Origin of the sequence: Lysinibacillus sp. LZ02 (genome assembly GCF_050613145.1) — a bacterium.
Lineage (GTDB): Bacteria > Bacillota > Bacilli > Bacillales_A > Planococcaceae > Lysinibacillus_B.
Window position 1 is genome coordinate 3,328,415 of record NZ_CP192507.1, and the last position, 23,806, is coordinate 3,352,220.

Sequence of the window (23,806 nt, forward strand, 5' to 3'; positions counted from 1 at the left end):
TTCAACGCGCGCTTTTGCTCGGATACGGCAAGGTTTTGCTCCCATCGGTTTGTTTTGCTCGGATGCAGCGACTTTTTGCTCGGATACCTCAGCTTTTTGACCGTTCAACGCGTACTTTTGCTCGGATACGGCAAGGTTTTGCTCCCACCGGTTTGTTTTGACCGTTCAATGTCGACAGTTTTAAGATGATTTATATATGACTAATATCTGAATTTGGAAATAGAAAAATTCAGATTTTCTGCCAGAGAGGAAAGGCCGTTTGCTGATTGGGATATTTCTTCCATAGCTGCTAGCTGTTCTTCTGCAGATACTGCTACTTCTTCTGATTTTACTGCGTTTCCTTGTGCTGCAATGACTACATCATTTGCACTAGCCATGATTTCCTGGATTGCAGCTGACATTTCTTGAACAGTTGCTGAAACATCCTCCATCTGCGGAGTGATTTCCTTTGTTCCCTGAATAATCTGGTTGAATTTTTCAATTGCTTTATTGGAAACTGTTACGCCAGCATGCACATCATTTGTCACACGAACCATCGTTTGTACCGTACTTTCTGTATCTTTTTGGATTCTACTTACAATTTTATGAATTTCTTGTGCAGAGGTTTGAGATTGTTCGGCAAGTTTCCGTACTTCACCCGCCACCACTGCAAATCCTTTGCCGTGTTCACCAGCTCTAGCTGCCTCGATTGCAGCATTTAATGCAAGAAGATTCGTTTGATCGGCTATACCCGTGATGACATTCAGTATGGAACTCACTTCTTTAGAACTTTCATACAAAGATTGTATCGTTGTATTTGATTCCATTACAGACTGATTGATAGACTCCATTTGGTTCACTGTGTCCCTAACAGCTGTACCTCCTTCTTCTGCTTGTGCTATGGTATGGCGAGATAATTCTGAAACTACCGTTGAATTATTCGCAATTCTCATTGCCCCCTCCGAAACTTCTTCTAACGCTTTAGCTGTATTATCTACCCCTGTCTTTTGCTTATCAGCATTACTTGCCACTTCTTGAATAGAAACTGCTACTTGCCCAGTGGCAGCGCTGGTTTCTTCAGCACTTGCTGATAATTCTTCTGCTGAGGATGCTACTTGTTCTGCACTTTCTGCAACCTTGTAAACTAATTCTCGAAGGCTTTCTTGCATATCATTGAATGCATGTCCTAATTGACCGATTGCATCATTTGATCTCACCTGAATCTGCTCGGTTAAATCGCCTTGACTAATGGTAACCGCTTTTTCCTTCAATTCGTTTATAGGTATAATGATGGATTTGATAACAAAGAAAATCACTACCGCTCCTACGATTATTGCAATCCCAATAACCAATAATGCATTTTTAAGAATGGGTGCTGCCGCATCTTTCACCTCATCTGTAATAACGGTACCTGCTATTTTCCAACCTGTTAATTCATTCGTTGCAAAGGTAAGTATTCGATCTTCACCATTAAATACAACATCCATGCTTCCTTTTTCTTTTTCATAGATGATGTCGTGGAAAGCGCCTTGAGCTTCGCTTCCTGCTTCATTGACTGGATGAGAGATGTAATTTCTACTTTTATCTAAAAGAAAGGCATAACCTTCGTCGCCTACCTTCACTTGATTAACAAGTTCTTGTATGTAACTTAATTTAATATTAACAGCTATTACGCCAGACCCATCTTTCGTTGTTCTAGAAACAGATACAACGAGTTCATCTGTGCCTGCAGTTGTAAAAGGTTCTGATACAATTATTTCCCCTTTGTTTTCCATTGCTGCTTTATACCATTCTCTTTCCCTTGGATCAAAATTAGGATCTGTGACAACTCTCGGTTCTTGAATAAGTATGCCTGTGTTAGTTCCTACAAAAATACTTTGTCCCTCTGGATGTAGTTTTATATATGTATCAAATTGTTTACGGATTTCGGGACTACGATCGTCTTCATATAATGTCGATGTAATGATTTCAGAAAATAAATCTAAATCGTGTATTTTGGGCTGAATCGTTTCATCAATATTTGCGTTTAATAGATGAATCGTTCCCCCAAAGCCATCTAGCATTGCATGTTCTACCGAGTCTTTGGCCGTAAAATATCCTAGCGAGCCAATAACGATCGTCGGAATGATTAATATGGCCGAAAAGGTAATAATTAATTTCATTTTTAAGTTTTTGAATTTCCTAAGCACCTTTTCCATAAAACGGACCCCTTTTCAAATGTTTTTATATTTTTCTGTATTTTCTAAATGTTTAAATCTTATACTTATTATTTCAGATATAATGATTCTTACTATCAGGGAAAACCCTTCAATTACTCATAAAACCCCCTAGTCTCTACTATTAACTTTTACAAAACAAGATAAATACGAGAGAAAAGATTTTACACCTGAAAGTTCATCTCCCATTTAAATAGAAATCCAAAAATATAGGGAAAAACCCTATAGATTATCACTATTCATTTACGAGATAATCAAATAATAATATGAAAATACATGATGGGCGGGAGTGTGCTTAGTGACAAACCGTTTTGATGACATCCAACCACTGATTCAAGATTATCGAATCAAGATTAACAGCAATGAACCTGAACTATTGAATAACATCTTGAATGACTATGAAGAACTCCTACAGGTGTTCAAACAAAAAAATGAGATGATTAATCGAATTTGGGATTTACATGAAAATGAAAAGTATCAATTAGCTCATGAAACATTGGATCCACTTGAACAAATTTTATATAGCTCTTTATTAGGAATCCGTACGTTAGACCAGGAAGCCCAATCAGACTCTGCAAAAGATTATTTAGCTTCACTAAAAAAAGAAATTGAAAGACAATTAAACCAGTTGAAAGAAGCTTCGATTAGTGTATATCCAATATGTATGCAGGATTTGGGGCCTTACGGGGCTATTAAATCTTACTATGAGCTACTTAAAGAAGGAAAGAACATAACGATCGACATTGACTTTAGAGGAACGCTTAAAAGGCAGCCCCATAAAATAGAAAATAATATATTTCGATTCATTCAACATTTGATTCAAATTATTGACCACCTTAATACTGTTAACTCATTAAGTGTCACTATTAATGAAAAGGATGGTCGAATCGTTATCACATTTGAGGGAGAGGTATTAACAGAAAGACTAAACCACTCTTCTAAATATCGACTATTTAAAGAATTAGTAGACAGTATTGAAGACGTTGAGATTCTAGAGAAAAATGAATGTACATTTAATCTAGTTCTACAAACAAACAATTAGACAACTCTAACAAAAAATCGATGCGTACCTATAGAACCGCATTACTTCCTATCCACTAAATACAAAAAAACTCCTTTGTAGAAGACTTAGAACGATGTCTTCTACAAAAGAGTAATGTTTTAACTTGCTTCAGCAAATTCTTATTGTACAGAAATCCTCCACTTCTATAAGGAGGGGGATGAATGCCAAATATGCCCTAAATTCAGTGGGGATTCAAACCCTGGCGGATGTCACAGATTTTTAGAGGAGTTTTCCGAGCAAGCTCGAAAAAAATCTGGACACAATTACGCCGAGGCGTAATTGATAGGAATAGTGAATGATCAACTTTTCAATCTACATTTCTCGGGACAAAAATTTCGATCGTCGTTCCCTCATTTACTTTAGAATGAAACTGTGCAGAACCACCTACCCCTTCTGCTCGCTCCTTTATACTATATAAACCAATACCTCTTCGCTGTGCGTTTTTTAAATAATCCTCTACGCAAAATCCTATGCCATTATCTTTAATTGTCAAATTTACTAAATCTTCATCCGTATTGAGCGATACATAGACTTCGGTTGCTTTCGCGTATTTCGCTGTATTATTTAGCGCTTCTTGACAGATTCGATAGAGAGCTGTTTCAGCTTCTGGCTTTAACCTCCCTACGCCCCTTTGTATTTCAAAGTGAACTGAGCTATTATGAATCTGTTCGTATGAATCGAGATAGGACCTCATAGCTGGAATAAACCCTAAATCATCTAATGTACTTGGCCTTAATGAACGGGCAATTTCTTTTACTTCCTTCATGGCCTCTTGTGTCATCGTCTTTATCGTTTCTAGGCTCTCTTCATTCTTTTCTACTGATTGATCTTTATTTACCGTATTTAAAGTAACTAAAATACTAAATAGGGATTGGCCGATACTATCATGTAACTCTCTAGATACACGCTTTCTTTCCTTTTCATGTGCTTCAAACACTTGTCTGGATAAGTTTTTTTCAGCCTCATATAACTTCAGCTCTGCTTCCATTTGTTGCTTTTCCGCATTTTCTTTGTCAGTTAAGATCTGCTGAATCTCAGGGAAATAAATCGCACGATAAATATAAATGTATGCAATAAATTTGAAACAGTGCCCTAATAGATTTTCAATCGCATACACATGTGTATAAAGGGTAAAAAAGAGCTCCCCCACCATCATAATAAATAAGGCAAAAATCATGCGAAGCGAATCGATAGTTGGTCGTGACTCTTTTAGATATCTTGTTAATAACGTAATAAATGTAATAAAAATAGCTATACTTATTACATACTCAAGCGAAACTTTAAGACTTGTAACCCCTTGTTCATTAAGTAGTACCGGAAGTCGTTCTGGTATTGTAAGAATAATCGTTGTACAAATGCTCACAAATAGGACGGCTACACTTAGACCCCAACGACGTTTAATAAAAAATAATTGGTTAGGTCTAAAGACAAACAGAGCAACGCCAAAACTTTCTACTAATCGTGCTACAATCCAAAACCATGTGGCACGGGTAGCAGAAAACTCATCGTTCATAAAGGGCATTCCCTTATAAGTGAATGTATGAACTAAATCAAAACAACCTACGGCTAGAAACACTAGCCCAATAAAATATTGAGATTTAAGTCGATGGGTAGAGTAAGTTGTCCACGCCTGGACGAATATAGAAAAAGAAACAAATATACTAAATAACTCAAACAATGTATGTAGTAATAAAAAATGATCATCTACATTAGCAGATGTGTGTGCTATTTGAAAACGGAACAGTAAAAGCAATGCGAAAATTGCAAAAATTACAAATTTAATTTCTTCTTTCTTTCTAGCTGCCATCCTCTTGTGCTCCCTTAATCAAAATCTAAATAGCCGTTTTTCACTGCAAATTCCACTAAATCTGGACGTGTTTTCAGTTGTAATTTTTCCATAATTTTCGATCTATGGGATTCTATCGTCTTTACTGAAAGAAACAACATCTCTCCTATTTCCCGATTGGTATAACCCTTAGCCAAATAAGATAATACCTCTTGTTCGCGGCCCGTTAATTTTTGCAAATTACTCTCATTGGCAACTGATTTTTTCATATATTCTTCTAATAAAAGTTTTGTAGCATTAGGATATAAGTAAGCTTCTCCGCGGTAAACTGTCCGAATAGCTTCTAATAAATCATTTTCATGATAACTTTTTAATAAGTAGCTAGAAGCCCCCGCCTGCAATGCATGGAATAGATATTCCTTCCCTTCATGCATCGTTAAAACGATGATCTTCACCTTATTATTCGCTTCATTAATTTGTTTTGTTGCTACAAGACCGCTCTTCTTTGGCATATTTAAATCCATGATGATTACATCAGGGGTTTTTTCTAATGCTTTATGAACGGCTTCTTCTCCGTTCTCCGCTTCATCTATTACCTTCATGTCCGTTTGACTATTAATCATATGTTTAATGCCCGAGCGTACAATAGCATGATCGTCGGCAAGCAATACTGAAATCATACTTGCACCTCCTAAATTAGAATCTCTAAAAATACTATACCATATACATCACAAACATTGGTTAGACATAGTTATTTTTCATTAAAATTACAATGAAGGGTGAACAACCCACCCCATTTAGGGAATGCACTAGTAAAGTATAGGGATTTTTATAAATAACGCTTAGGGGTTTCCCTTATAGTGATAGTTATTATTAGTTGTAATAATAGTAAATAAGAATACTCTGTCAATTCATAACTTTTTCGAAAAGAGGGAAAATGATGATTACAGTTCAGAAATCCTTATTTGAAAATCAAACTACTATTATCCAGATGATTTCATCCGGTATGCCATTAAAAAAAGTACTACATTTTATTGTGAATAGCATTGAAAATTCCTGCAATCCTTTTAGTCTGTATGGATCCATCATGTTGTACAATCCCAAACTAAATCAATTAGGAGAAACGGTGAGTTCCTCTCTCCCTACAAACTTTATAAAATCTATGGAGCCAGTAGAAGTCAGTCCTTATGGCGGTTCATGTGGAGCTGCTGCCTTTTTAAAACAACCGGTTATCGTTTCAGATATTGAAAATAACCCTATTTTAGAAAAGTATAGGAACTCTGCAATTGTACATGGATTTCGTGCTTGTTTTTCATTCCCTCTTCTCTCTTCAAAAAATGAATTATTAGGAACAATCGCATTTTATAGTCGAGAGTTAGGAAATCCAGATGAAAAAACGTTAAATGCAGTCCATTATTATAGCGAACTAGCCTCTTTGACCATAGAGAATTCAAATAGTACTACTTAAGAACAATCATTTGGGGTCTTCTTTTGTTTAATACAGTAGCAACATTCTTTTAGAACATAGCCATTTATAAAAAGCCTCGATTCACAAATCGAGGCTTTACTTATTTAGTTAGTCTATTCTTTTTCACTCCGGCTAAATCTAGCACACCCACTAACAAACAACTTCTCGACACGCTGTACAATAGCCAGAGCCGTCTTGCATGTCTACATATGAATAACAGTTTGGACACTGTTTTTGATTTGGTTCATTCATTTACTTCACCTACTTAAAAATTGCGATACACCCCATCTTACACAAATGCTTGGGATATTTCACGTGAAATCTACTAGTTTTCTTCTTTCTAGGTTTCACTCAATCGAATAAAAAAAGAGAAGGCCGGCTCAAACTGCCTCCTTCTCTTCATCTTCAAAGTGATTATCCCTCGATTGCAGCGATTAAACGATCGAATATCGACGCGTCCTCTACGTCCTCGTCTGTTACTCCATTTAACATTTCACCTGCTATTAAGTCAGCTAATAAAATTATTTCGCGGATTCAATCGCTTCAATTAGATTTGTAAAGATAGATGGATCTTCAACATCTTCGTCTGTTACTTCATTGACAATTTCAAAATCATCTGCGTCCACAAGTAAAATACTGATGCCGTCTTTAATGAACTCGTCTGCTTCGACTTCACCTTCATAATATTGATACGTTGCTACTACAACATGGGTGCCCGCCTCTTCATCAAAAAACATATAAAGCGTATCCGAATTTCCGTACACTTCCTCTAAAACGGAACGCAACTGAGGTGTACCCTCGCTCCATTTCACTTCTTTATTTACTGTTGCTGCAACTAATGATTCTACAAATTCTTCTACTGTATTCATTCCAATACCCTCCATTCCACCAAACATGCTGCGGTAATCTAGCTACTGTATCATAACATGACCCGTTAGGTAAAATTACAACCTTTCGCAAATCCAAATGCAATCTACTTATTTAGGATATGAATGTAGTGGCATCTTATTCATGTATTTTCACGTTATAAGGTGACATGGGTGACGTTCAAACAACCATGAATGTTTACGCCCATGTCACTGAAAAAGGAGAAAGCAGAGTTGATACACATCAAGGGTTTCAGCCTTTTTGAAAGTGTTTGATGCCTATGTATAGGGACCCGTAGTGGAGAGCCCACACTTCTTATTTGTTGGTATTGATTTTGGATTAGGTGAATGCTAATTTGACTGACTTAATATTATTTGTTTACTCATTAATAAGGAAATATTATTTTAAAATGAAGTATATTTAGCTTTATTCGAATAAGATTTTTCAATTGGGTATTTCAAATTATTTTTATTAATTTTTTCTACAACGGCTGAAGATATATCAATTCCTGTCTCATTCGCAAACAAAATCGCATAAATCAATACATCCGCTAGCTCATCCTTCATCTTATCCAAGTTCTTCTCTACCGCTTCTTCACTTGTTTTCCATTGAAATAGCTCTAGTAATTCACTCGCTTCTAACGATAACGACAATGCCAGATCTTTCGGGTTATGAAACTGCTGCCAGTTACGTTCATCTCTAAATTGCAAAATCTTTTCTCGAAGTTGTTCTAACTCGCTCATACTATTCACCTGTTTCCTGATATTCTAGAAGTTTATTACGCAATGCTTCGTTACTTGCATAAATGTAAAGCCCTTTGATACCGCGCTTCATCAAGATATTTATAGAATTCAATACAATTTTTTCTTTCGCTTCATTTACATTTTTAATGCCATCCATACCTGTATAAGCACCTTTATCCATATACAAGCTTGTATCAATGACGATTTCACCTTTTACTGCATCGTATTGAACTGAAGGACCAAGTACAACACCAACGTAATTTAAATCAAAGCCTTGGATTGTGTAAATTGAACCGACTTCATTAATTGTCCCGTTCTGTTCTGCCCATGCTTTCGTACCACCTGTCGAGTTCCAGGGAAGTTTATATTCGCCATTCGATTCGGTAACGTAATACGTGCCGCCGTCTTTTTTATGTAAATAGTCAAAGGTCGATACTACACGACTCAAACCAAACTTATCATTTTTATGTTTAATTGCAACATGCATTTCCTTTAGCGTTTTAAAAACTTTTAACTCATATTCGTCATCATGTGGTAGAGGTGATAACACTTTCGATTTAAAATTATTGATCCAATTAATAACCTCATCATTAGCTTTCATTCGGAATTGGTTCGTTAATGGGTACACTTCGCTCCGATAACTTAACTTTTTCATTTCCTCTAGCTTCGCTAAACCCCATAAACTTTTAAATTTTAAAACTTGGTCTTGATCATAAATGACGATGACTACTTTCGCTCTTTTTAAAAGTTCTTCAAGATGATTGTTATATTTAAAACTATTAAAGTTATCAGGCTTCGTTAATAAAAGATGGGCTTCATCAACTAAAACAACATCAACTTTTTCATTTTTTTTATCTAATCGATTAATTAATGTCGTTGGCTTTTCAAAGCTAGACACACTTAAATGCTTCACTTGGCGGGCAATGTCTCTATAAGTTTTTAACATTTCTTCATGATGAACTACTAAGTAATTATTTGTCTTATAGAATTTAGACGATGCTTCACTTTTTCGCTCTTGAATAGTATTGAAAATCGAGCTTAATACAACACTCTTTCCAACACCAGCTTCTCCTTCAATAACTAATAAGCTGCCGTATTGACCTGTATTGGCTTGAACATGTTTTTCGCAAAATTCGAGTACATTTTCTTTTAAATCTTGCTGTTCGATGGACAGTTCTTTGAATGGAGATAATTTAAAAATGTCTTTGTTTTCAATTACATGTAATTCATGATCAACTAGCTTTTGTTCATGTAGCTTCTGCCAAAGTTCTTTAAATAATTGTTGATCGTAGTACGGCTTGTTGAAGTAGTTGTGGGTAAAATCGCTAGCCGTTTTACTCTTATTTTGAAGTGTGTATTTCTCATCACCTAAGAAATAATTAATTAACTTCGTTTCTAGATGAAATGTTGCCGAACGATTAAATTCTTCATGCTTGATGAGATTAATTTGGTCGATATTTTTGCGTGCTTTTAAATGAGCTTTCATTCGATTTTTAAAATAAACTGTTTCACCGATGTAAGCTTCTTTATTGCCGTTCAAAACATAAATAACTGGGTAATTTAAGTATTGTTCTGTGTTATTGATTTGATTGATGCTTTCTTGTTTGAAGGGCCAAGATAGGATTTCGATTGCTGACATTTTATACACCTACTATCGTTGGTAACTGAATTTTTATTTGATTATTAATATCTGTATAGCTTCTAGTTTCTACTACTGTAAAACTTAGATTTTCAATAGCACCTTTATGCTCTGAATTAGGATAATTATTATTCTTTCCAACACAAACATATGCTTTAGCCCTATCATTCGAAGCTGGTAACATACCTATTTCAGTTAAATCGTTATAATTAATTTTTGCACCATGATGAGCCATTACGATTGCATAATAATTTTCATTTAAAAACTCAATTGGTAACTGTATGTACTCACAATCTCCTGTAAATAATATTTTCTCGTCAGTATTCTTTATACATAGCACTAGACCAATATTATTGTTTACTGTGTAAGAGGTTTTATAGCTTTGACCATTCCTAATAGCATATGTACCAATTTCTTTTCCCTCACCTTTTCCTAATGCCATATATTGATTTGAAAAAATTTCTTTATTATTTAATTCATCACTCACAAAAACAACGTTAATATTTGAATGCTTATACAAATATAACGCTAACCTAATTGCTGGAAAACTAAGATTTGAAGGTAAATCTGGAACAATCCATGTCGTATTAAATTGGGGTTCAGATAAGTTAGTAATCCCTTTTATATGATCTAAATCCCAATGAGACAATATAAAAATATGATTAACTGCTATATCCGAGATAGCTTTTCGTGCAATTCTTTTTGTTAAAGATAAATTTTGAGAACTACCAATCCCTATATCATATATAATATCTAATTTATTTCCATCAAAGTCCGATGCAGTTATTTTAGACCAGTTCCCTTGTCCAACATTATAAATAGTTGTTTCGAACTCTAAATCCCCTTTAGTTGGGATTTTTTCCATAATATTTGTCTCAATTAAATCTTTATCATTGGTTTTTTCCGTTTCTAAAATCCCCCTTAAGGCTGTTTCTGATGCATTAATTTGTTGTTTCTCTGAATCCGATAATCGGGATTTAATTATTAATTTTGCAGGTATTTCAACCAATGGGGATGCACTGAATAATAAATTACCTATATACATATCGTTTTCCTCATCTTCTGCTTGATAATATGTATCAGTAATTATTACTTCATAGATTTCTCCTATTTGTAATTCTTTTATCTGTAATGATGTATATTTTTCAATATAAAATTCATAAAAATAAGGTCTATAATTTTCTCCGGCAATCTCAAACACCCTAAAGTCTTCTTCAATCATTTTTTTATTAGTTAAAGAGAAAAAATATCGTTCGTCTTCTTCTAAAAATTTCGCATAAATTTTCTTTTTATTATCCTTATTAAAAAAAGAATTATCTTCTAGGATATAATTCCTAAAATCATCAACCATATGATTCCTCAACAAGAAATCATAATCATGGATAATGGGTCTAGCAAATTTAAAATTTCTTTTGTAATATGTATTCTTCAAAGAGAAACTTTTTAAGCCTAAATTTTTTCTTTGATTTTTAGAATAAATCATTTCTAAAACATCGATGCTAAACTCTTGCAGTCCTTCACATAACTTTACGAAAAAAATTTTACCATTAATTTCAATTTTATAATCATCAATTTGTTCATCAGTACTACATGATATTTCAATAATCTCTCCTATATAAACTTTCCCATCATCTTTATTTAGAAGAAATAAGTAACCTGGATTTTGGTTGACTTGAATCACAAATTTCTCTACATCTTTCATTAGACCATGATTTATTTTTAATTCTATATTCTTTAAATCCTTAATAGTCTGCTCTAAAAATATATTTTCCATACTCTAATAACCCCCTTTTCCTTTTTTCCAGTCACTTAGATATTTTAATTTTAGCCACGGTCTTCTCCTATGTAACATCCGATGACAATTCACACAAACCATCGCAATATCCTCGACTTTTATTTCTTCACCTGGCTGCATTTCTGAAACTGGCTTTGTATGGTGTCCCTCAATGTAGTCTGCACCAATTTTTCCATATTCTTTCTCGAAATCAAAATGGCAAACCTCGCATACTAACTTGCCATACTTCTTTCTGCTTATGAAGCTTCTTTGCTCGAGCAATTAGCCTAGGATTGCGTTCACGCACTAAATGTTGCTTTAACACTCGTCTACCTTCTGGAAAACTTTCATCATCTTCAGTCAGCCCAACTTGATATATTTCTTGCAGTTCCTTTATAACATCTGCACGTGATTTTAAGCCGATACTTTTCAATTTTTCAATTTCATATAATCCAATAGATTTTCCTGATACAATTCTATTTTGTGAATAAATACAAATTCCACTTAATAGAACTAGCTGTGAGAAAACTTTAAAATCGGATAAAATGATACACCCAATTTCCTCATATTGAAGTTTTGTTTTAAATATGTCTTCCATTCTTGCTATAAAATCTTCAAATATGTAATCACCATTACCTTCTTTATATTTATCCCATGCCACTTGAATAGTATTTGTTTCAAATCGTTCAAATGTTGCATATCCAAGTAATTGTCTTTCAGTTTTTATTCCCTTAGGATTCTTCACTAAAAAGAAGAAAGGCTCCCCTTGCTTTAGCATCTTAAATCGATTTATATTTTTCTGCCAAAAGTTAATTTCATGATCCATTTGATGTTCTACTAAATATCCAAACCATTCACGTAAAGTTATTCCGATATAGCCGTTCATTGAATCACCCCAAATCCAAATATCACTTTAATACTAACAATACCGTTCACTTAATTATACTAAATATTAGAAATTTTTTATGTGAATTTACTTATTTTTCGAAACTATTCAGATATACATTCGTAAATATTGTAAATACCATCTTATAGGAGGTCTTAATATGAGGGAAGCAATACATGTAAATAATCAAATACGCTATATTATTCCACAGGACTTGTCTGAAGCAGAAATACAAAATCATAAACTCATAGCTAATAAAGGAACGTTTAATTATCCATACTGTGATGCAAAATTATTCGTGAAAAGTGGGCCTATTCTTGGAAATTACTTTTCACACCAACATGGTGAAAGCTGTGAACCTTCCAAACAAAGTGAAGCACGTTCACGTAAATATGAACATCAAAAAAGGATGATACACCTAGACATCCACAAATCCTAGCGCAAATGTATGATGAACTACATGTGCTATCAAAAGTTTATGACCATCTTAAATGCTCAATTGGCTATCTAGACTCTAATTTCTCAAAATACATCCCAGATATCTCCTTACAAATTCACGACCATAAATATGCACTGACTATTATTACAAACGTAACTAGCTCGTTAGACCATGCTAAAGCAAAAACTATACGTAAAGAAGCCGACTACTATAAAACCTTAGGTTATGAACCTTTATCTTTTTATTGAAAGCAGTAATTTAGGTTTCGATACAGCCGGCAATTCATTAGTGTTATGGCAAACAGAAAAAGAGGCTTTAACTGTACAATCTGTAGATCTAAATTGGCAACACCTTTTAAATAATTTAGCTCCTGAAAATCAGCTTCAACAATTGTTATCTTTGCCAAATAGGTCAACGCAAGTACAAAGCATTTTATATATCACACCAGCTAGTGAAGCAATTGCGATTGAAGCTTTTCATTTAATTCAATATCCAAATACAAATCCACCAAAAGCGTATTTTTTCAATCGACCATATACACTAACATTTGCACAAGCATTTAAATTAACTGATGATTCTTTAATCACTAGCAGATATGAATTTAGAAAATCAAAACCAACAAAAATTCGCACATAAATTTAATGAAGCACTTACTCGGCATTTAGAAGAACTAAAACGTTTAGAACAAGAAGATGACGCTATGAAGGAAAAACGGAAAAAATTGCTAAACAAAGAGCTAAAGCATATGATGAACAATTCAAAAATAGTCCTTATCAAAAAGCAGATAAACAAACTCGAATGGGAATGTTAAAAAGAGCTTTTAAAGCTAATAACTAAATAATCACCTTTCTATAATCCGAGGGGCGATCACTTCCTAATTACCATAAACAAGTTTAGTCCTTCTGCTAATCTCTCAAGCTCATTGTTTGAATAATATAAAACCGTTTCTTCATATGTATCGATACATATGAATGCGCTACCTTCCATTTGACGCTTCATGTTGGCAATGTGGAATTGTATCAGTTGCGTTCTTTCCTTCATTTCGAAAAGCTGGTCCGTATCCACACAAACGAAATTTTGACGAATGTTCATAGCGTTGGCACAATGTTCCTCCATCAACTCAGCATAATAGTACGCATCATTCACTAATTCAATTGCAATGGGATCAACATATATATTGTCTTTCTTAATTGCATCACCTAATAATACTTCTCTTTCTTTTAGTTCACTTAAGCATTTCCACAGCACACGGTGATACGTTTGGAACAGCTCAAATTCTTCATCAAAGTACATATATTCTTTGCTCGGCATTTACTCGTCCTCCTCTAGTATGTCTTCACTTAAATTGTCATGTACTTTCGTTACATAAGCTTCTACAATTTCTAAGTTCGTGCATAGTCGACTAAATAATTCCTCAAGGACCGGGCCATTCAGCAAATAATACTCTGAATAATAGTCCGTCATAACATCGATTACCTTTTCAATTTCTTCTGTATAGAACTTCACGACCTCAAACTTTTCCGCTGCGACTTTCATCAGTTCATCCGACTCTTTTTCCAATTCATCGATAGGACGTAACATTTCCACCTCTCCTCTTATTGTTGTAAATACACTAAAGCCAGTGCCCACAGGTTCTCCCCGTGTCCTAACTCACTGTGCACTTGATTCATCACCGCAACGGTTCACGATACAATTGGTGTTGTTCTACTGTAATCAAGCCATGATCCGCTTTGCGGTCTTTCAAACGATTTTCTAAAATGCGGGACATCATTTCTTTTTGCTCCTCTGATGCAAGTTCTTCAAATCGACGACGGGCATAGTCGTGACGGAAGCCGTGACAGCCTCTGCCGTTTTGCTCGATTCCTGCCTTTAGACATGCTCTTCGTACACCGCTCCTAATCGTATTCGCAGTAACCGATACTAAATAATTTTCTCCGCATCTCAGTACAAGGTGATTATGTAACTGCTTTGCAAAATCTGTGGACACTTTAGTATGGCGATATCGACCACCTCTTTGACACGAAGACCTAAGTTACTCACTAATTGAACGGCAAATTGCACCTGCTGGGAACAATTTTCGAGTATCAACTCAATCTCTCTATCTATGTAAGCACGGTTACGAATTTGATGCTTCGACTGCCTTTTGAACAAACGTTTTTCGGGGCAAAACAGGATTGCTATGGCTGACTGCAACAGAAGAAGTGACGTTTCTAGATTCGACATATGCCCTTCACCACAACCCTTCTCTTGCAAGTAAGAAAAATACGTCTAATAGTAATCCGTGTTTAACTGCTGCATTTGTTGAATGTCTTAATGTTTGCGCACCCATTTCATAAAGTTTTGGCAATCACTAAACGTAGTTTTCTTTTGCTTGTACGAATGGATGCCTTTGATTCCTTGCACACGAAACGCATGCTTTGACTGACCGATATAGTCGATTGAATTAATCGCACATTTCACCTCGTAAACGATCGTTTTCTTGCCTGAACGAACTTTCTTGCTCATCTTCTCACCTCCTTTCACTATTGGTTTTTGAAAACATATTCTTTTAAGGTAGTGCATGTTATAACGTTTCAATTAGGCTGCTCACTTTTGGCGAGAGGCAGAAAAATATAGCTTTCTCAAATGCTAAGGAAAATAAAAAATCGCTCAGGGGGCCAACTGACGCACTGGTCAGATTCTCCAGTCTTCCCTTAGCGATTTTTACGAAAAAAGCCCAACGATATTGACCATAATCGGCCACACCGTTGAGCTTATAATCCACCTAACTTTTGCATAACAAAAGAGAGGTATTTCTATTAGATTTTAAGAACTGGTCGCCGCCAGCATACTTTTAGATTTTTTCAGGCAGACTAAAAATTCGCCCGAGTATCATTGTTACCTTTTACTGAATCTTCTCCAAGAGATATTTCAGCTTACTCTTTAAAAGAGATTGATTAAAAACCAATACTAATATAGCCCAATTAAATGAAAAAATCAAATAATAATCAGAAAATAACAAAAATATCGAACCTAAATTCATTCCTATATATGGTGATTTTATAGGAAACCAAAAATACTTAAATAAAAAAATCGCTGTTTATTAATTTATGTATTTTGATATTGAAGATAGTTGAAATTTAAATATATAATTCGTTAATTGTTTATTTCTATATATTACCTAAAAATATTGTTAACTTATTGCCATACTGATTATTAAAAATCCGTACCAAAAATCGAATGCCGTTAATTGGTACAGACCCCCTTATTTGAAGGACATGGGATTTGAATTTATAATAATTAAATAAAAATGGTAAAATTAAATTTAAATGGCTCTTCACCATAAGTCGGGGATGACAAAATCAATGCCCTGTTTCCAATCGTAATCGAAGGAAAAGGTGAGCATCATTTTGATAACCAAATCCACGTCTTTTGATGAGTTTGATTTTATTATTTGTGCCTTCCATGATGCCATTCGAGAAGGGTAAATAAATGGTATTAATCATCGCTTCTTCTCGTGCGAGTACTGTTTTGGCAATTTTCGCAACGACACTACACGTGTGAAATTGGTATCGTTTTAACCAATCCTTTAATCTCTTTTTCGCTTGTGTCATGGTCGTCGCTTTTAACACATAGCGGATGTGATTAAGCGCCTGATAAATGTGCTTTGTGTGGTTATCTTCAAGATGCCATTCCTGCACAAAATCACGTTCTTCTGCCGTTAATTGTTCGGGCTTTCGAGCTAAACAACGGTCAATAAAACGCGACTTATGATGCTTTTTCGCTTCACCCAAATAGCGTCGTCTTCGTTGTTGGGCATCCGTGAAAAACTGAATCAAATGAAAACGATCCAACACATGAATGGCAGCTGGATAGACGGCTTGAATGGCGCCTGCCATGGCAGGCGCAAAATCACTAATGACTGTTCGAATTTGACCTGTCACTTTCTTTAAAACGGCTTCAATCGCTGCTTGATCTCGGTGCGGAACAATGGCTAAAATCCGCCCTGTTTCAGCGTTTAAAACACTGGTCGCATAGTTGTGTCCTTTGCGTAAAGCGAACTCATCCACACAAATATGTTTGGCCGTTTCTTCGACTAATTGATCCGGTGCATACGTGTAAAACCAGCGTTCAACCGTTGTATACGGCAGCCCGTATTCACGTGCTACATCAGCGATGGAACGACCATGACAACGGTTCGTAATTTCACGACGAAATGACGCTGTAGAAGAACGGACAAGTCCTAATCCATAGTCAAACGAAAAGGTAAAACCACAACTTTTACAGCGCTGGCGTGGTAAACATAATTCAATCCAAAGCATAACCGTGACGAAAGCGACGCAGCGTACGGTCATGACAAGCGGTAGCTCCTGCACAAATGGGGCAAGCAATCTTTTGGCGTGTAGCTGTGACAGGAAACACATTAGGCTCCTCATCAGATGGTAGAGCGATTTCAAAAAAAGATGGTAACGGTAGAATCCATTTGATAAACTTGGAGTACAAAGCGAAAACTCCTCTCGTGGTTTGTCTCGACAACAATTACGATACGTGAGTTTTCGCTTTTATTCTATCTTTTAATGTGAAATTTTTGAATTAATACAAATTCAACCCCAAGTTACGGTGTTGAACCATTTAAATGGTAATCAAAATGAATTAGATAATCATTTATTATTTTATATAAACGGAGGGATATTATGGATAAATATATAAATAAAGAAGATTTAACTGTAAGCTTCTTATTTCAAACAATTTTTTGGATAATAATCATTATTATATCTACAATTTTATTTCTAACCCCATTTAATATAGTAGAACATATAAATAAGGTAGAAATAATGGATATACAAAACTATAATGAGTTAATTCCAACTGTAATGAGTGACTTTTTAGGATTGCAATTGCTCTTATTAATCGGTGCAATTTATTATCATATTTCATCTAATTCATTAGAAAATTTTAAAAGTATTTTAAATAACGATTTTAATAAATCTTTTTATGATTTAAAACAAGGGATTAGAAAATATATACTAGTTACATTATTGAATATTGCATTTATTTATCATAACGATTCAATTTTAATAATGATTGTAGTTAATATAATATTATGTCACTTATTAAATTCATACTTTTTCAAAATTAAATCTGAATATTACTACATTATTATATTAATTCTCAACTATGTTCTAATATTTAGTATTCCTTTGAATTATTTTTTTATTCCTACATATTTATTAATACTTTTTATCTTTAATTACTTATTTATAAACAATTTATGGAAAAAAAGAAAAATAAAATTCATTCTATTATATTCACTTTCATTTGCTTTATCTATATTTAGTTTAGAGTTTGATACAAACACAATACATTTAATACATTTAATAAATTTATTAACTATATTTTTCATTTTTGGTCTACAGTTAACACCTATTATTTATTCCCTACTTTATCTTTTCAAAATAACATTTACATATCTAAAAAAAATTCCATTGGCTGAATATACAGCTGCAAGTTATGCAAAACAGAATACAACAAATAAAGTAATATTAAATTTTATGACTACCGGCTGTAAAGATTTTGCAAACATATCTATGAACGAAATTAATAAAGTGTTAAATAAAAAAAATCTTGCTCTTGATAAAAAGAAAGACTTTACTTGTTTATTGGATAATTTGAATTTACCTATTAAAAGCTATAATGAAATTTATAATTTTTATTCCTTCACACCATTACCTTATAAACAAATAAAGCAATATAAAACCGAAAATGTAAAATTTAGAAATAAGAATAATTTATTAATTTCTATAGGTATTTGAATCAATTTCATAAATCGATTTTTTCAAAAGCTTAGACTAACCCAATTTCTCGATTTTAATTTTAAAAATTATGCAGCTATATTTTGTTCAGTCAATTGTACATTCAAACGATCAATAGCTAATTGGCAGGCATTATAAATAAACGTCACCAGATTGAAATGGAGCTTGGCTTTTCTACCTGTTCGATGACGGACATTATTTAATTGAAAATATTCTTTTAAGTAGGCATTCACGCGTTCAACGGCTGTACGTTCTTTGTACAGTTTCTCCCATAATGCGGAGCCTCTTGCTGGATACGTATACTTGCGAATATCCGTTTCACACTTGATTTTAAAGACTTTTTGACAAAGTGAATCCGTGCGTAATGGACACGTTGCACATTCTTTTGGACGTGTAAATTTTAAACTTTGGTATTTCTCGTCAAAGCTGTCGTAACAGTAGCTATGTTCGCGTACGCACGTTGGACGGAAATGTTCATCGAAGCCCAAGATTTCAGATTCACGACGCTTAACGTATGGAATGACTGCTTTCATGTCTTGATTTAAGATTTGTTGATAAATCGCTTCGTAATCATATCCTGCGTCGAATATAGTCGTTGTAAATTGGTTTGGCACCACTTCTGCTACCTTTTTTAACAGTGGAATGGCTGCTTTACTATCACTTAAACTGCCGGACGACATCAAGCGTGCCACAATGTACTGACTTTTTGTCGAGACAGCTAAATGCCCTTTGAAACCGAACCAGAACGTGTTTTTACCGTCACTATTCTTCTTGACGCCCCACTTAGGTTCGATCGGGATGTCTTGCCAAAGTGTCTGTGTTGGAATCGTTAATTGGGCTTCTAACTTCTTTTCATACGTTGTCAGATTTGCTTCGATTTCTGCTTGTTCAGCGAGCCAGGCAGCACGTTCTTCTTTCGATTTACGGCCACGCTTTTTCGGAATCTTTTCTTTTTTCTCGGATGGTTTTGACGCATCTCGTGCTTCGAAATGTGTCGCGTCAAAGCTAAGGTGTTCATCGTTCAGAAATCCTTCTGTAAAGGCTGTTTGAATTATTTCATCCTGCATTTTATCGAAAACCTCTGACTGACTAATCACATCGACCATACGTGAATAAGAAGCTTCAGAAGGCACCGAATCGGAAAGTAAAAAGCCGCAATCTAAACGAAAGATAAGATCATTTTTTAGCCGTTTGATTAAATCTTTTACTGTTGGAATACGCTCGACAATGCGAATGATTAACGATTGAATCATTGCACCGTAGTTTAATTCTCTTGGAGCACCACGCATTGTCTTTTTACGGAACAGTTGGAAAATCGGCTGTAAATCAAAAGTGGTCAAAATCGCATCAAAACGATGAGAACTTTCCATTTCCATTAATTCATGGATGTCAAATAGACGCATTTGTTTTATAATCGTCATAGGGCATTCACCTCAGGGATAATTTTGGTTTGGTCACTTAAATTATACCAAATTGGGGAGGTGCCCTTTTTTTATTGTTTTGAAACCCTTGGTAGACAAGGGATTGGAATTATGAAATTAACTCATTTTAATTTTATTTTTTATTTTTTATTTGATTTTTCGTTTCTTTTGTGGAATACCCTTTTCGAATTTATTTTTAAAAGTGGCCCTCATTTTCATTTTCATTAGATTATTGTTAAGATCCGTAGAGATTTGTTTTGCATTTTATAGCGATATAAAACCAAGCATTAAAACAAAAGGAACCTATTTATCAGGTTCTGAAAGAATTACACTAGCAATTAAAAGCATTATTGAACTGATTATTTTATCTACCTTGCTTTACACAATACATGAAAGTTTAAGCATTCACTCTAGTTCTTACATAAAATTTCTATTGAATTTTTTCAATGTATTACCTAGTTCTTTTTTAAAATCTGTTGCAATTTCGTTTTTTAATATTTCTTTTGAATATACTATAACATTCACTAAATTCGAAATTTTTATTGCTTTAACTCATTTAATACAAATAACCTCAAGTGTAACACTTATTTCAATTTCAATTGCAAGCTATCTAAATTCACCTAAACAAAATTTGGAATATGAGTTGAAAATCTCTAATCATAAATTTATTTTAACAGCTAAACCTTATGGACCAGCAAAGTTTTTAACTAAAGTAAAACAAGAAATTGTATCTGGTGATAATGTAGATGATTTACTAGAAAACTTAAATAAAATGTTCAAAAATAACAAAATTAATAATACTCAACTAGAAGAAATTTATGAATATATGAATATAGTTTATTTCAAACTTTAAATAGTTCATTTTACTAATTTGATTTTCTTAATAAATTTCATTTCTAAAGTATATATTTTATGGAGCCACCATTTAATTTCCGCTTAAAATTTCTATATTTAAATTCTAATTCATAAAATAAACCCTCTACCATTGCTATATAGTAGATGGTTTGTTTTTATTTATATTTATTAACTATCCCTTATGGAAAACGGTTAGACACTCCATTTAAATCCACCACTTCCATAACCAAAACTACTTATTTTTCTTTGAGAGAATCACCAAGTTGTTTCGACTACTACTTTTCAAATTCAATTGTATACATAAATTTTTCATCTAATATCGTATACTTAATAATTAAAACATAATCTACTGGCTAATTCTTCCCATAACTTTATTCGATAATTTTGTATCTTCTCAGCAAATCGAACAAATATAATAGGCATTCTATTCATTTTTTTCTAAAACATTTCTATTGATTTTTCTTATTGTAAACTATGCTATAAAACTAGGGGATTCAAAAGATTTCAATAATTTCTCCACTCCAACTCGCCAAACCACTCAAAATCCTCCAAGCTAATCGCCAAGCTTTGCAACTCGCCAATATCCTCCTCTAATAACCGCACTTCCTCCCTCGACTCTAGCATTTGCATCGGCACCCACTTCATACCTTGCTCGCCGTTATTCCGAAACTGGACCAAATATTGTTGCTTTTTCTCATCAATCGCAAGCACAAAACCGTATATATGACTAAAACTCACCCACTCGCCTTCCTTGAATTTCATAATATCTCCTCCAAATAAAGATAACGCAAAAGCCCCCAAGACCTTTGCGTTCACCGATTAATTACTGCGTTCTATAAAAAAGCGATCAATCTCTGTTTTCGACACACACTTCACACCTTCGACCTCACAAATCTTTAAGCCGTAAATGCGAAATTTCATAAAACTATTATAAGAAACGCTTGCATAAGCAGCGCCTTCTTTTAGCGTCATTCATTCATGTGCCCTGTCTTCTTGCTTTCTTCAATGGCTAGGTGCGTTGCTGCAATCACAATCTGCTGTAACTCTGTCTCAAATCGGTCAGGTAAATCAAAACGTAACTCCATTTGATAGCCTCCTAAGCTCATTTATTTCAAGATTAATCTTGATGAACCAAGAGTATCACAACCGAGTTTCGCTATCAAGAATTTTTAAACTATTTATTTGATTATCAAAATCGAACGGTGTATGCTAAGAGCAAGGGGGCTGACAATGAACCAATCCAAAAGCTTCGGCGCGTCACTTCGACTATTACGAAAATCAAAAATGCTATCGCTCGTCCAACTATCCGAGCAATCAGGCGTTTCAAACCCTTATTTATCACAAATTGAAAACGATAAGTTCGTCCCGTCATTAGAAATTTTACGAAAGCTGGCAACGGCACTTGATAGCGATTTATATGAGCTCGCAATCGAAGCGGGAATTTATTCCGAGGAAGATTTAGCAATGCTCAAGCGCAATACACGCAAAAATACTTTTGCTGATGAAGACTTCACTTACGAAGCTTACAAATCGCATTACCACGTACAACTTGAAGATATTATGAAAGATTCTGGACGCAGCTTTTATATTGCAGGCCACAAATTGAACGACAACGAATTACAAGCACTCGTCCAAATTTTCGAGGGCAAAGAAAAAAACTACCCGACAGAACAACAGCTAAAGGCAGACTATGAAAAATTGAAGTAAGTACAGCTATTCATACGAAGGAGAACTCATCATGGCATCGATCAAACCGTATGAGAAGAATGGCAAAATTTATTACATGTTTCAACTTTACATTTACACTGACCTGATGACTGGAAAGGTGCGTAAATCGACTCGCCGTGGCTTCAAAACGAAAAAAGAAGCCCAGCTCGAGCTCGCACGACTGCAACTCGAAATCGACAAAGGCACTTACACTCGCCCACCAGTTGAAATGTATCGGGAAGCGTACAATTTATGGATTGTGCAATACGAAAATACAGTTGAAGAAAGTACGTTTTCTAAAACACTAAGCATTTTCAAAAATCACGTATTGCCACAGCTTGGCGACTACAAAATCGATAAAATTAACATCAAAATGTGCGAGCAAACGATTAATCATTGGTTCAAAAAACCCGCCCGTTATCGCATGGTAAAGGCTTATGCCTCTAAGGTTTTAGACTACGCAATTAAGCTCGAGCTCATTCAATCAAATCCGATGAAACTCGTATCCATGCCAACAAAACGCGTCGATCCGACTGAGGACGAGGAAGAACTAAATTTCTATTCGAAAGAGGAACTGCTGCATTTCTTGAAGTGCTTGGAGCAGGAGAATAATTTCAAAGCGTACGCCCTATTTCGCATTCTTGCTTTCTCTGGCATGCGAAAAGGTGAAGCACTTTCACTTACTTAGGAAGATATTAATTTCAAGGAATGCGAAATTCGCATTAATAAAGCTTTGGCTCGTGGAAAAGATAATGGCTTATACGTCAAAACAACGAAAACAAAATCATCTCGTCGTACGTTAAAGATGGATGAAAAAACGATGGAAATTTTAGCGGAATGGCGGAAGAAACAAAGCAAGACTATATAATACTCGGCTATAACACACTGCAACCGACCAAAACACGTAAATGGATGCTGCATGTACAAAATAAGTATGGGCTGAAAGAAATTATAACACATGGATTGCGACACACGCATTGTTCTCTATTGTTTGAAGCTGGCGCAACGATTAAAGAAGTACAAGATCGCTTAGGGCATGGCGATGTGCAGACGACAATGAACATTTACGCTCACGTGATGAAGAAGGTAAAGGCGGTAACGATACAGAAGTTTGTGGATTATTTAGATTTTTAATAATAATACACAGTATAATTTTATTCATTATTAAGAT

At 34.5% G+C, this 23,806-nt stretch carries 25 protein-coding genes; 9 read left to right on the forward strand and 16 right to left on the reverse strand.

All coding sequences use genetic code 11. From position 1 onward, the window contains the following. Positions 1-200 precede the first annotated feature (200 nt). Complete coding sequence (locus ACQQ2I_RS16080; protein WP_431027781.1) at positions 201-2,177, reverse strand: methyl-accepting chemotaxis protein; 1,977 nt, start codon at positions 2,175-2,177, stop codon at positions 201-203. A gap of 316 nt (positions 2,178-2,493) precedes the next feature. Between ACQQ2I_RS16080 and ACQQ2I_RS16085 the strand changes: the two genes are divergently transcribed. Continuing rightward, positions 2,494-3,237 (forward strand): hypothetical protein, encoded by a 744-nt coding sequence (locus ACQQ2I_RS16085; RefSeq protein ID WP_431027782.1) that lies wholly within the window; start codon positions 2,494-2,496, stop codon positions 3,235-3,237. Between the two features lie 328 nt (positions 3,238-3,565). Here ACQQ2I_RS16085 and ACQQ2I_RS16090 read toward each other — a convergent pair whose 3' ends face one another. Next, positions 3,566-5,065, reverse strand: coding sequence for a sensor histidine kinase (locus ACQQ2I_RS16090; protein ID WP_431027783.1), 1,500 nt, complete (start codon positions 5,063-5,065; stop codon positions 3,566-3,568). Positions 5,066-5,079: 14 nt separating this feature from the next. After that, the gene (locus ACQQ2I_RS16095) at positions 5,080-5,724 is read right to left on the reverse strand and encodes a response regulator transcription factor (protein ID WP_431027784.1); all 645 of its coding nucleotides are present in this window, start codon (positions 5,722-5,724) and stop codon (positions 5,080-5,082) included. Between the two features lie 257 nt (positions 5,725-5,981). Here ACQQ2I_RS16095 and ACQQ2I_RS16100 point away from each other — a divergent pair, with 257 nt between their 5' ends. Beyond that, positions 5,982-6,512, forward strand: coding sequence for a GAF domain-containing protein (locus ACQQ2I_RS16100; protein WP_431027785.1), 531 nt, complete (start codon positions 5,982-5,984; stop codon positions 6,510-6,512). 521 nt (positions 6,513-7,033) lie between these two features. Here the strand turns inward: ACQQ2I_RS16100 and ACQQ2I_RS16105 are convergent. The 6 genes from ACQQ2I_RS16105 to ACQQ2I_RS16130 form a co-directional block, all read right to left on the reverse strand. After that, positions 7,034-7,381: a hypothetical protein gene (locus ACQQ2I_RS16105; RefSeq protein ID WP_431027787.1), complete on the reverse strand. Its 348-nt coding sequence runs from the start codon at positions 7,379-7,381 to the stop codon at positions 7,034-7,036. Between the two features lie 402 nt (positions 7,382-7,783). Then, positions 7,784-8,122 carry a nucleotide pyrophosphohydrolase gene (locus tag ACQQ2I_RS16110; protein WP_431027788.1) on the reverse strand — a complete coding sequence of 113 codons (339 nt, stop codon included), beginning with the start codon at positions 8,120-8,122 and terminating at the stop codon, positions 7,784-7,786. Position 8,123: 1 nt separating this feature from the next. After that, the gene (locus ACQQ2I_RS16115; RefSeq protein WP_431027789.1) at positions 8,124-9,761 is read right to left on the reverse strand and encodes a DUF2075 domain-containing protein; all 1,638 of its coding nucleotides are present in this window, start codon (positions 9,759-9,761) and stop codon (positions 8,124-8,126) included. 1 nt (position 9,762) lies between these two features. Beyond that, complete coding sequence (locus tag ACQQ2I_RS16120) at positions 9,763-11,535, reverse strand: hypothetical protein (protein WP_431027790.1); 1,773 nt, start codon at positions 11,533-11,535, stop codon at positions 9,763-9,765. A 3-nt stretch (positions 11,536-11,538) separates the two neighbouring features. Then, on the reverse strand, positions 11,539-11,817 hold the full coding sequence (locus ACQQ2I_RS16125; protein ID WP_431027791.1) for an HNH endonuclease: 279 nt from the start codon (positions 11,815-11,817) through the stop codon (positions 11,539-11,541). Beyond that, positions 11,747-12,421 carry a hypothetical protein gene (locus ACQQ2I_RS16130; protein WP_431027792.1) on the reverse strand — a complete coding sequence of 225 codons (675 nt, stop codon included), beginning with the start codon at positions 12,419-12,421 and terminating at the stop codon, positions 11,747-11,749. The genes ACQQ2I_RS16125 and ACQQ2I_RS16130 overlap by 71 nt, the downstream gene beginning before the upstream one ends. Before the next feature lie 160 nt (positions 12,422-12,581). On the opposite strand from ACQQ2I_RS16130, the gene ACQQ2I_RS16135 reads away from it, so the two are divergent. Both ACQQ2I_RS16135 and ACQQ2I_RS16140 read left to right on the forward strand, forming a co-directional pair. Further along, positions 12,582-12,860, forward strand: coding sequence for a competence protein CoiA family protein (locus ACQQ2I_RS16135; protein ID WP_431027793.1), 279 nt, complete (start codon positions 12,582-12,584; stop codon positions 12,858-12,860). A 225-nt stretch (positions 12,861-13,085) separates the two neighbouring features. Further along, positions 13,086-13,496, forward strand: a complete 411-nt coding sequence (locus ACQQ2I_RS16140; protein WP_431027794.1) for a hypothetical protein — start codon at positions 13,086-13,088, stop codon at positions 13,494-13,496. Positions 13,497-13,727: 231 nt separating this feature from the next. Here the strand turns inward: ACQQ2I_RS16140 and ACQQ2I_RS16145 are convergent, their stop codons facing one another. From ACQQ2I_RS16145 to ACQQ2I_RS16165, 5 genes are all read right to left on the reverse strand, one after another. Continuing rightward, positions 13,728-14,171, reverse strand: a complete 444-nt coding sequence (locus ACQQ2I_RS16145; RefSeq protein WP_431027795.1) for a hypothetical protein — start codon at positions 14,169-14,171, stop codon at positions 13,728-13,730. Next, entirely contained in the window at positions 14,172-14,441 is a 270-nt protein-coding gene (locus ACQQ2I_RS16150; protein WP_431027796.1) for a hypothetical protein, read from the reverse strand. Between the two features lie 88 nt (positions 14,442-14,529). Continuing rightward, positions 14,530-14,847, reverse strand: a complete 318-nt coding sequence (locus ACQQ2I_RS16155) for a hypothetical protein (protein ID WP_431027797.1) — start codon at positions 14,845-14,847, stop codon at positions 14,530-14,532. A 323-nt stretch (positions 14,848-15,170) separates the two neighbouring features. Further along, entirely contained in the window at positions 15,171-15,365 is a 195-nt protein-coding gene (locus ACQQ2I_RS16160) for a hypothetical protein (protein ID WP_431027798.1), read from the reverse strand. An 836-nt stretch (positions 15,366-16,201) separates the two neighbouring features. Further along, positions 16,202-17,263: an ISL3 family transposase gene (locus tag ACQQ2I_RS16165; RefSeq protein WP_431027799.1), complete on the reverse strand. Its 1,062-nt coding sequence runs from the start codon at positions 17,261-17,263 to the stop codon at positions 16,202-16,204. 270 nt (positions 17,264-17,533) lie between these two features. Between ACQQ2I_RS16165 and ACQQ2I_RS16170 the strand changes: the two genes are divergently transcribed. Continuing rightward, positions 17,534-18,652, forward strand: coding sequence for a hypothetical protein (locus tag ACQQ2I_RS16170; protein ID WP_431027800.1), 1,119 nt, complete (start codon positions 17,534-17,536; stop codon positions 18,650-18,652). A gap of 68 nt (positions 18,653-18,720) precedes the next feature. Here the strand turns inward: ACQQ2I_RS16170 and ACQQ2I_RS16175 are convergent, their stop codons facing one another. Next, positions 18,721-20,073, reverse strand: coding sequence for a transposase (locus tag ACQQ2I_RS16175; protein ID WP_431027801.1), 1,353 nt, complete (start codon positions 20,071-20,073; stop codon positions 18,721-18,723). Between the two features lie 232 nt (positions 20,074-20,305). Here ACQQ2I_RS16175 and ACQQ2I_RS16180 point away from each other — a divergent pair, with 232 nt between their 5' ends. Continuing rightward, entirely contained in the window at positions 20,306-20,926 is a 621-nt protein-coding gene (locus ACQQ2I_RS16180; protein ID WP_431027802.1) for a hypothetical protein, read from the forward strand. A gap of 506 nt (positions 20,927-21,432) precedes the next feature. On the opposite strand, the gene ACQQ2I_RS16185 is transcribed toward ACQQ2I_RS16180, so the two are convergent. Next, entirely contained in the window at positions 21,433-21,690 is a 258-nt protein-coding gene (locus ACQQ2I_RS16185; protein ID WP_431027803.1) for a hypothetical protein, read from the reverse strand. Positions 21,691-22,158: 468 nt separating this feature from the next. On the opposite strand from ACQQ2I_RS16185, the gene ACQQ2I_RS16190 reads away from it, so the two are divergent. From ACQQ2I_RS16190 to ACQQ2I_RS16200, 3 genes are all read left to right on the forward strand, one after another. Continuing rightward, positions 22,159-22,635: a helix-turn-helix domain-containing protein gene (locus ACQQ2I_RS16190; protein ID WP_431027804.1), complete on the forward strand. Its 477-nt coding sequence runs from the start codon at positions 22,159-22,161 to the stop codon at positions 22,633-22,635. Between the two features lie 31 nt (positions 22,636-22,666). Beyond that, entirely contained in the window at positions 22,667-23,323 is a 657-nt protein-coding gene (locus ACQQ2I_RS16195) for an Arm DNA-binding domain-containing protein (RefSeq protein WP_431027805.1), read from the forward strand. Between the two features lie 149 nt (positions 23,324-23,472). Continuing rightward, the gene (locus ACQQ2I_RS16200; protein WP_431027806.1) at positions 23,473-23,769 is read left to right on the forward strand and encodes a tyrosine-type recombinase/integrase; all 297 of its coding nucleotides are present in this window, start codon (positions 23,473-23,475) and stop codon (positions 23,767-23,769) included. The last annotated feature ends 37 nt before the right edge of the window (positions 23,770-23,806 follow it).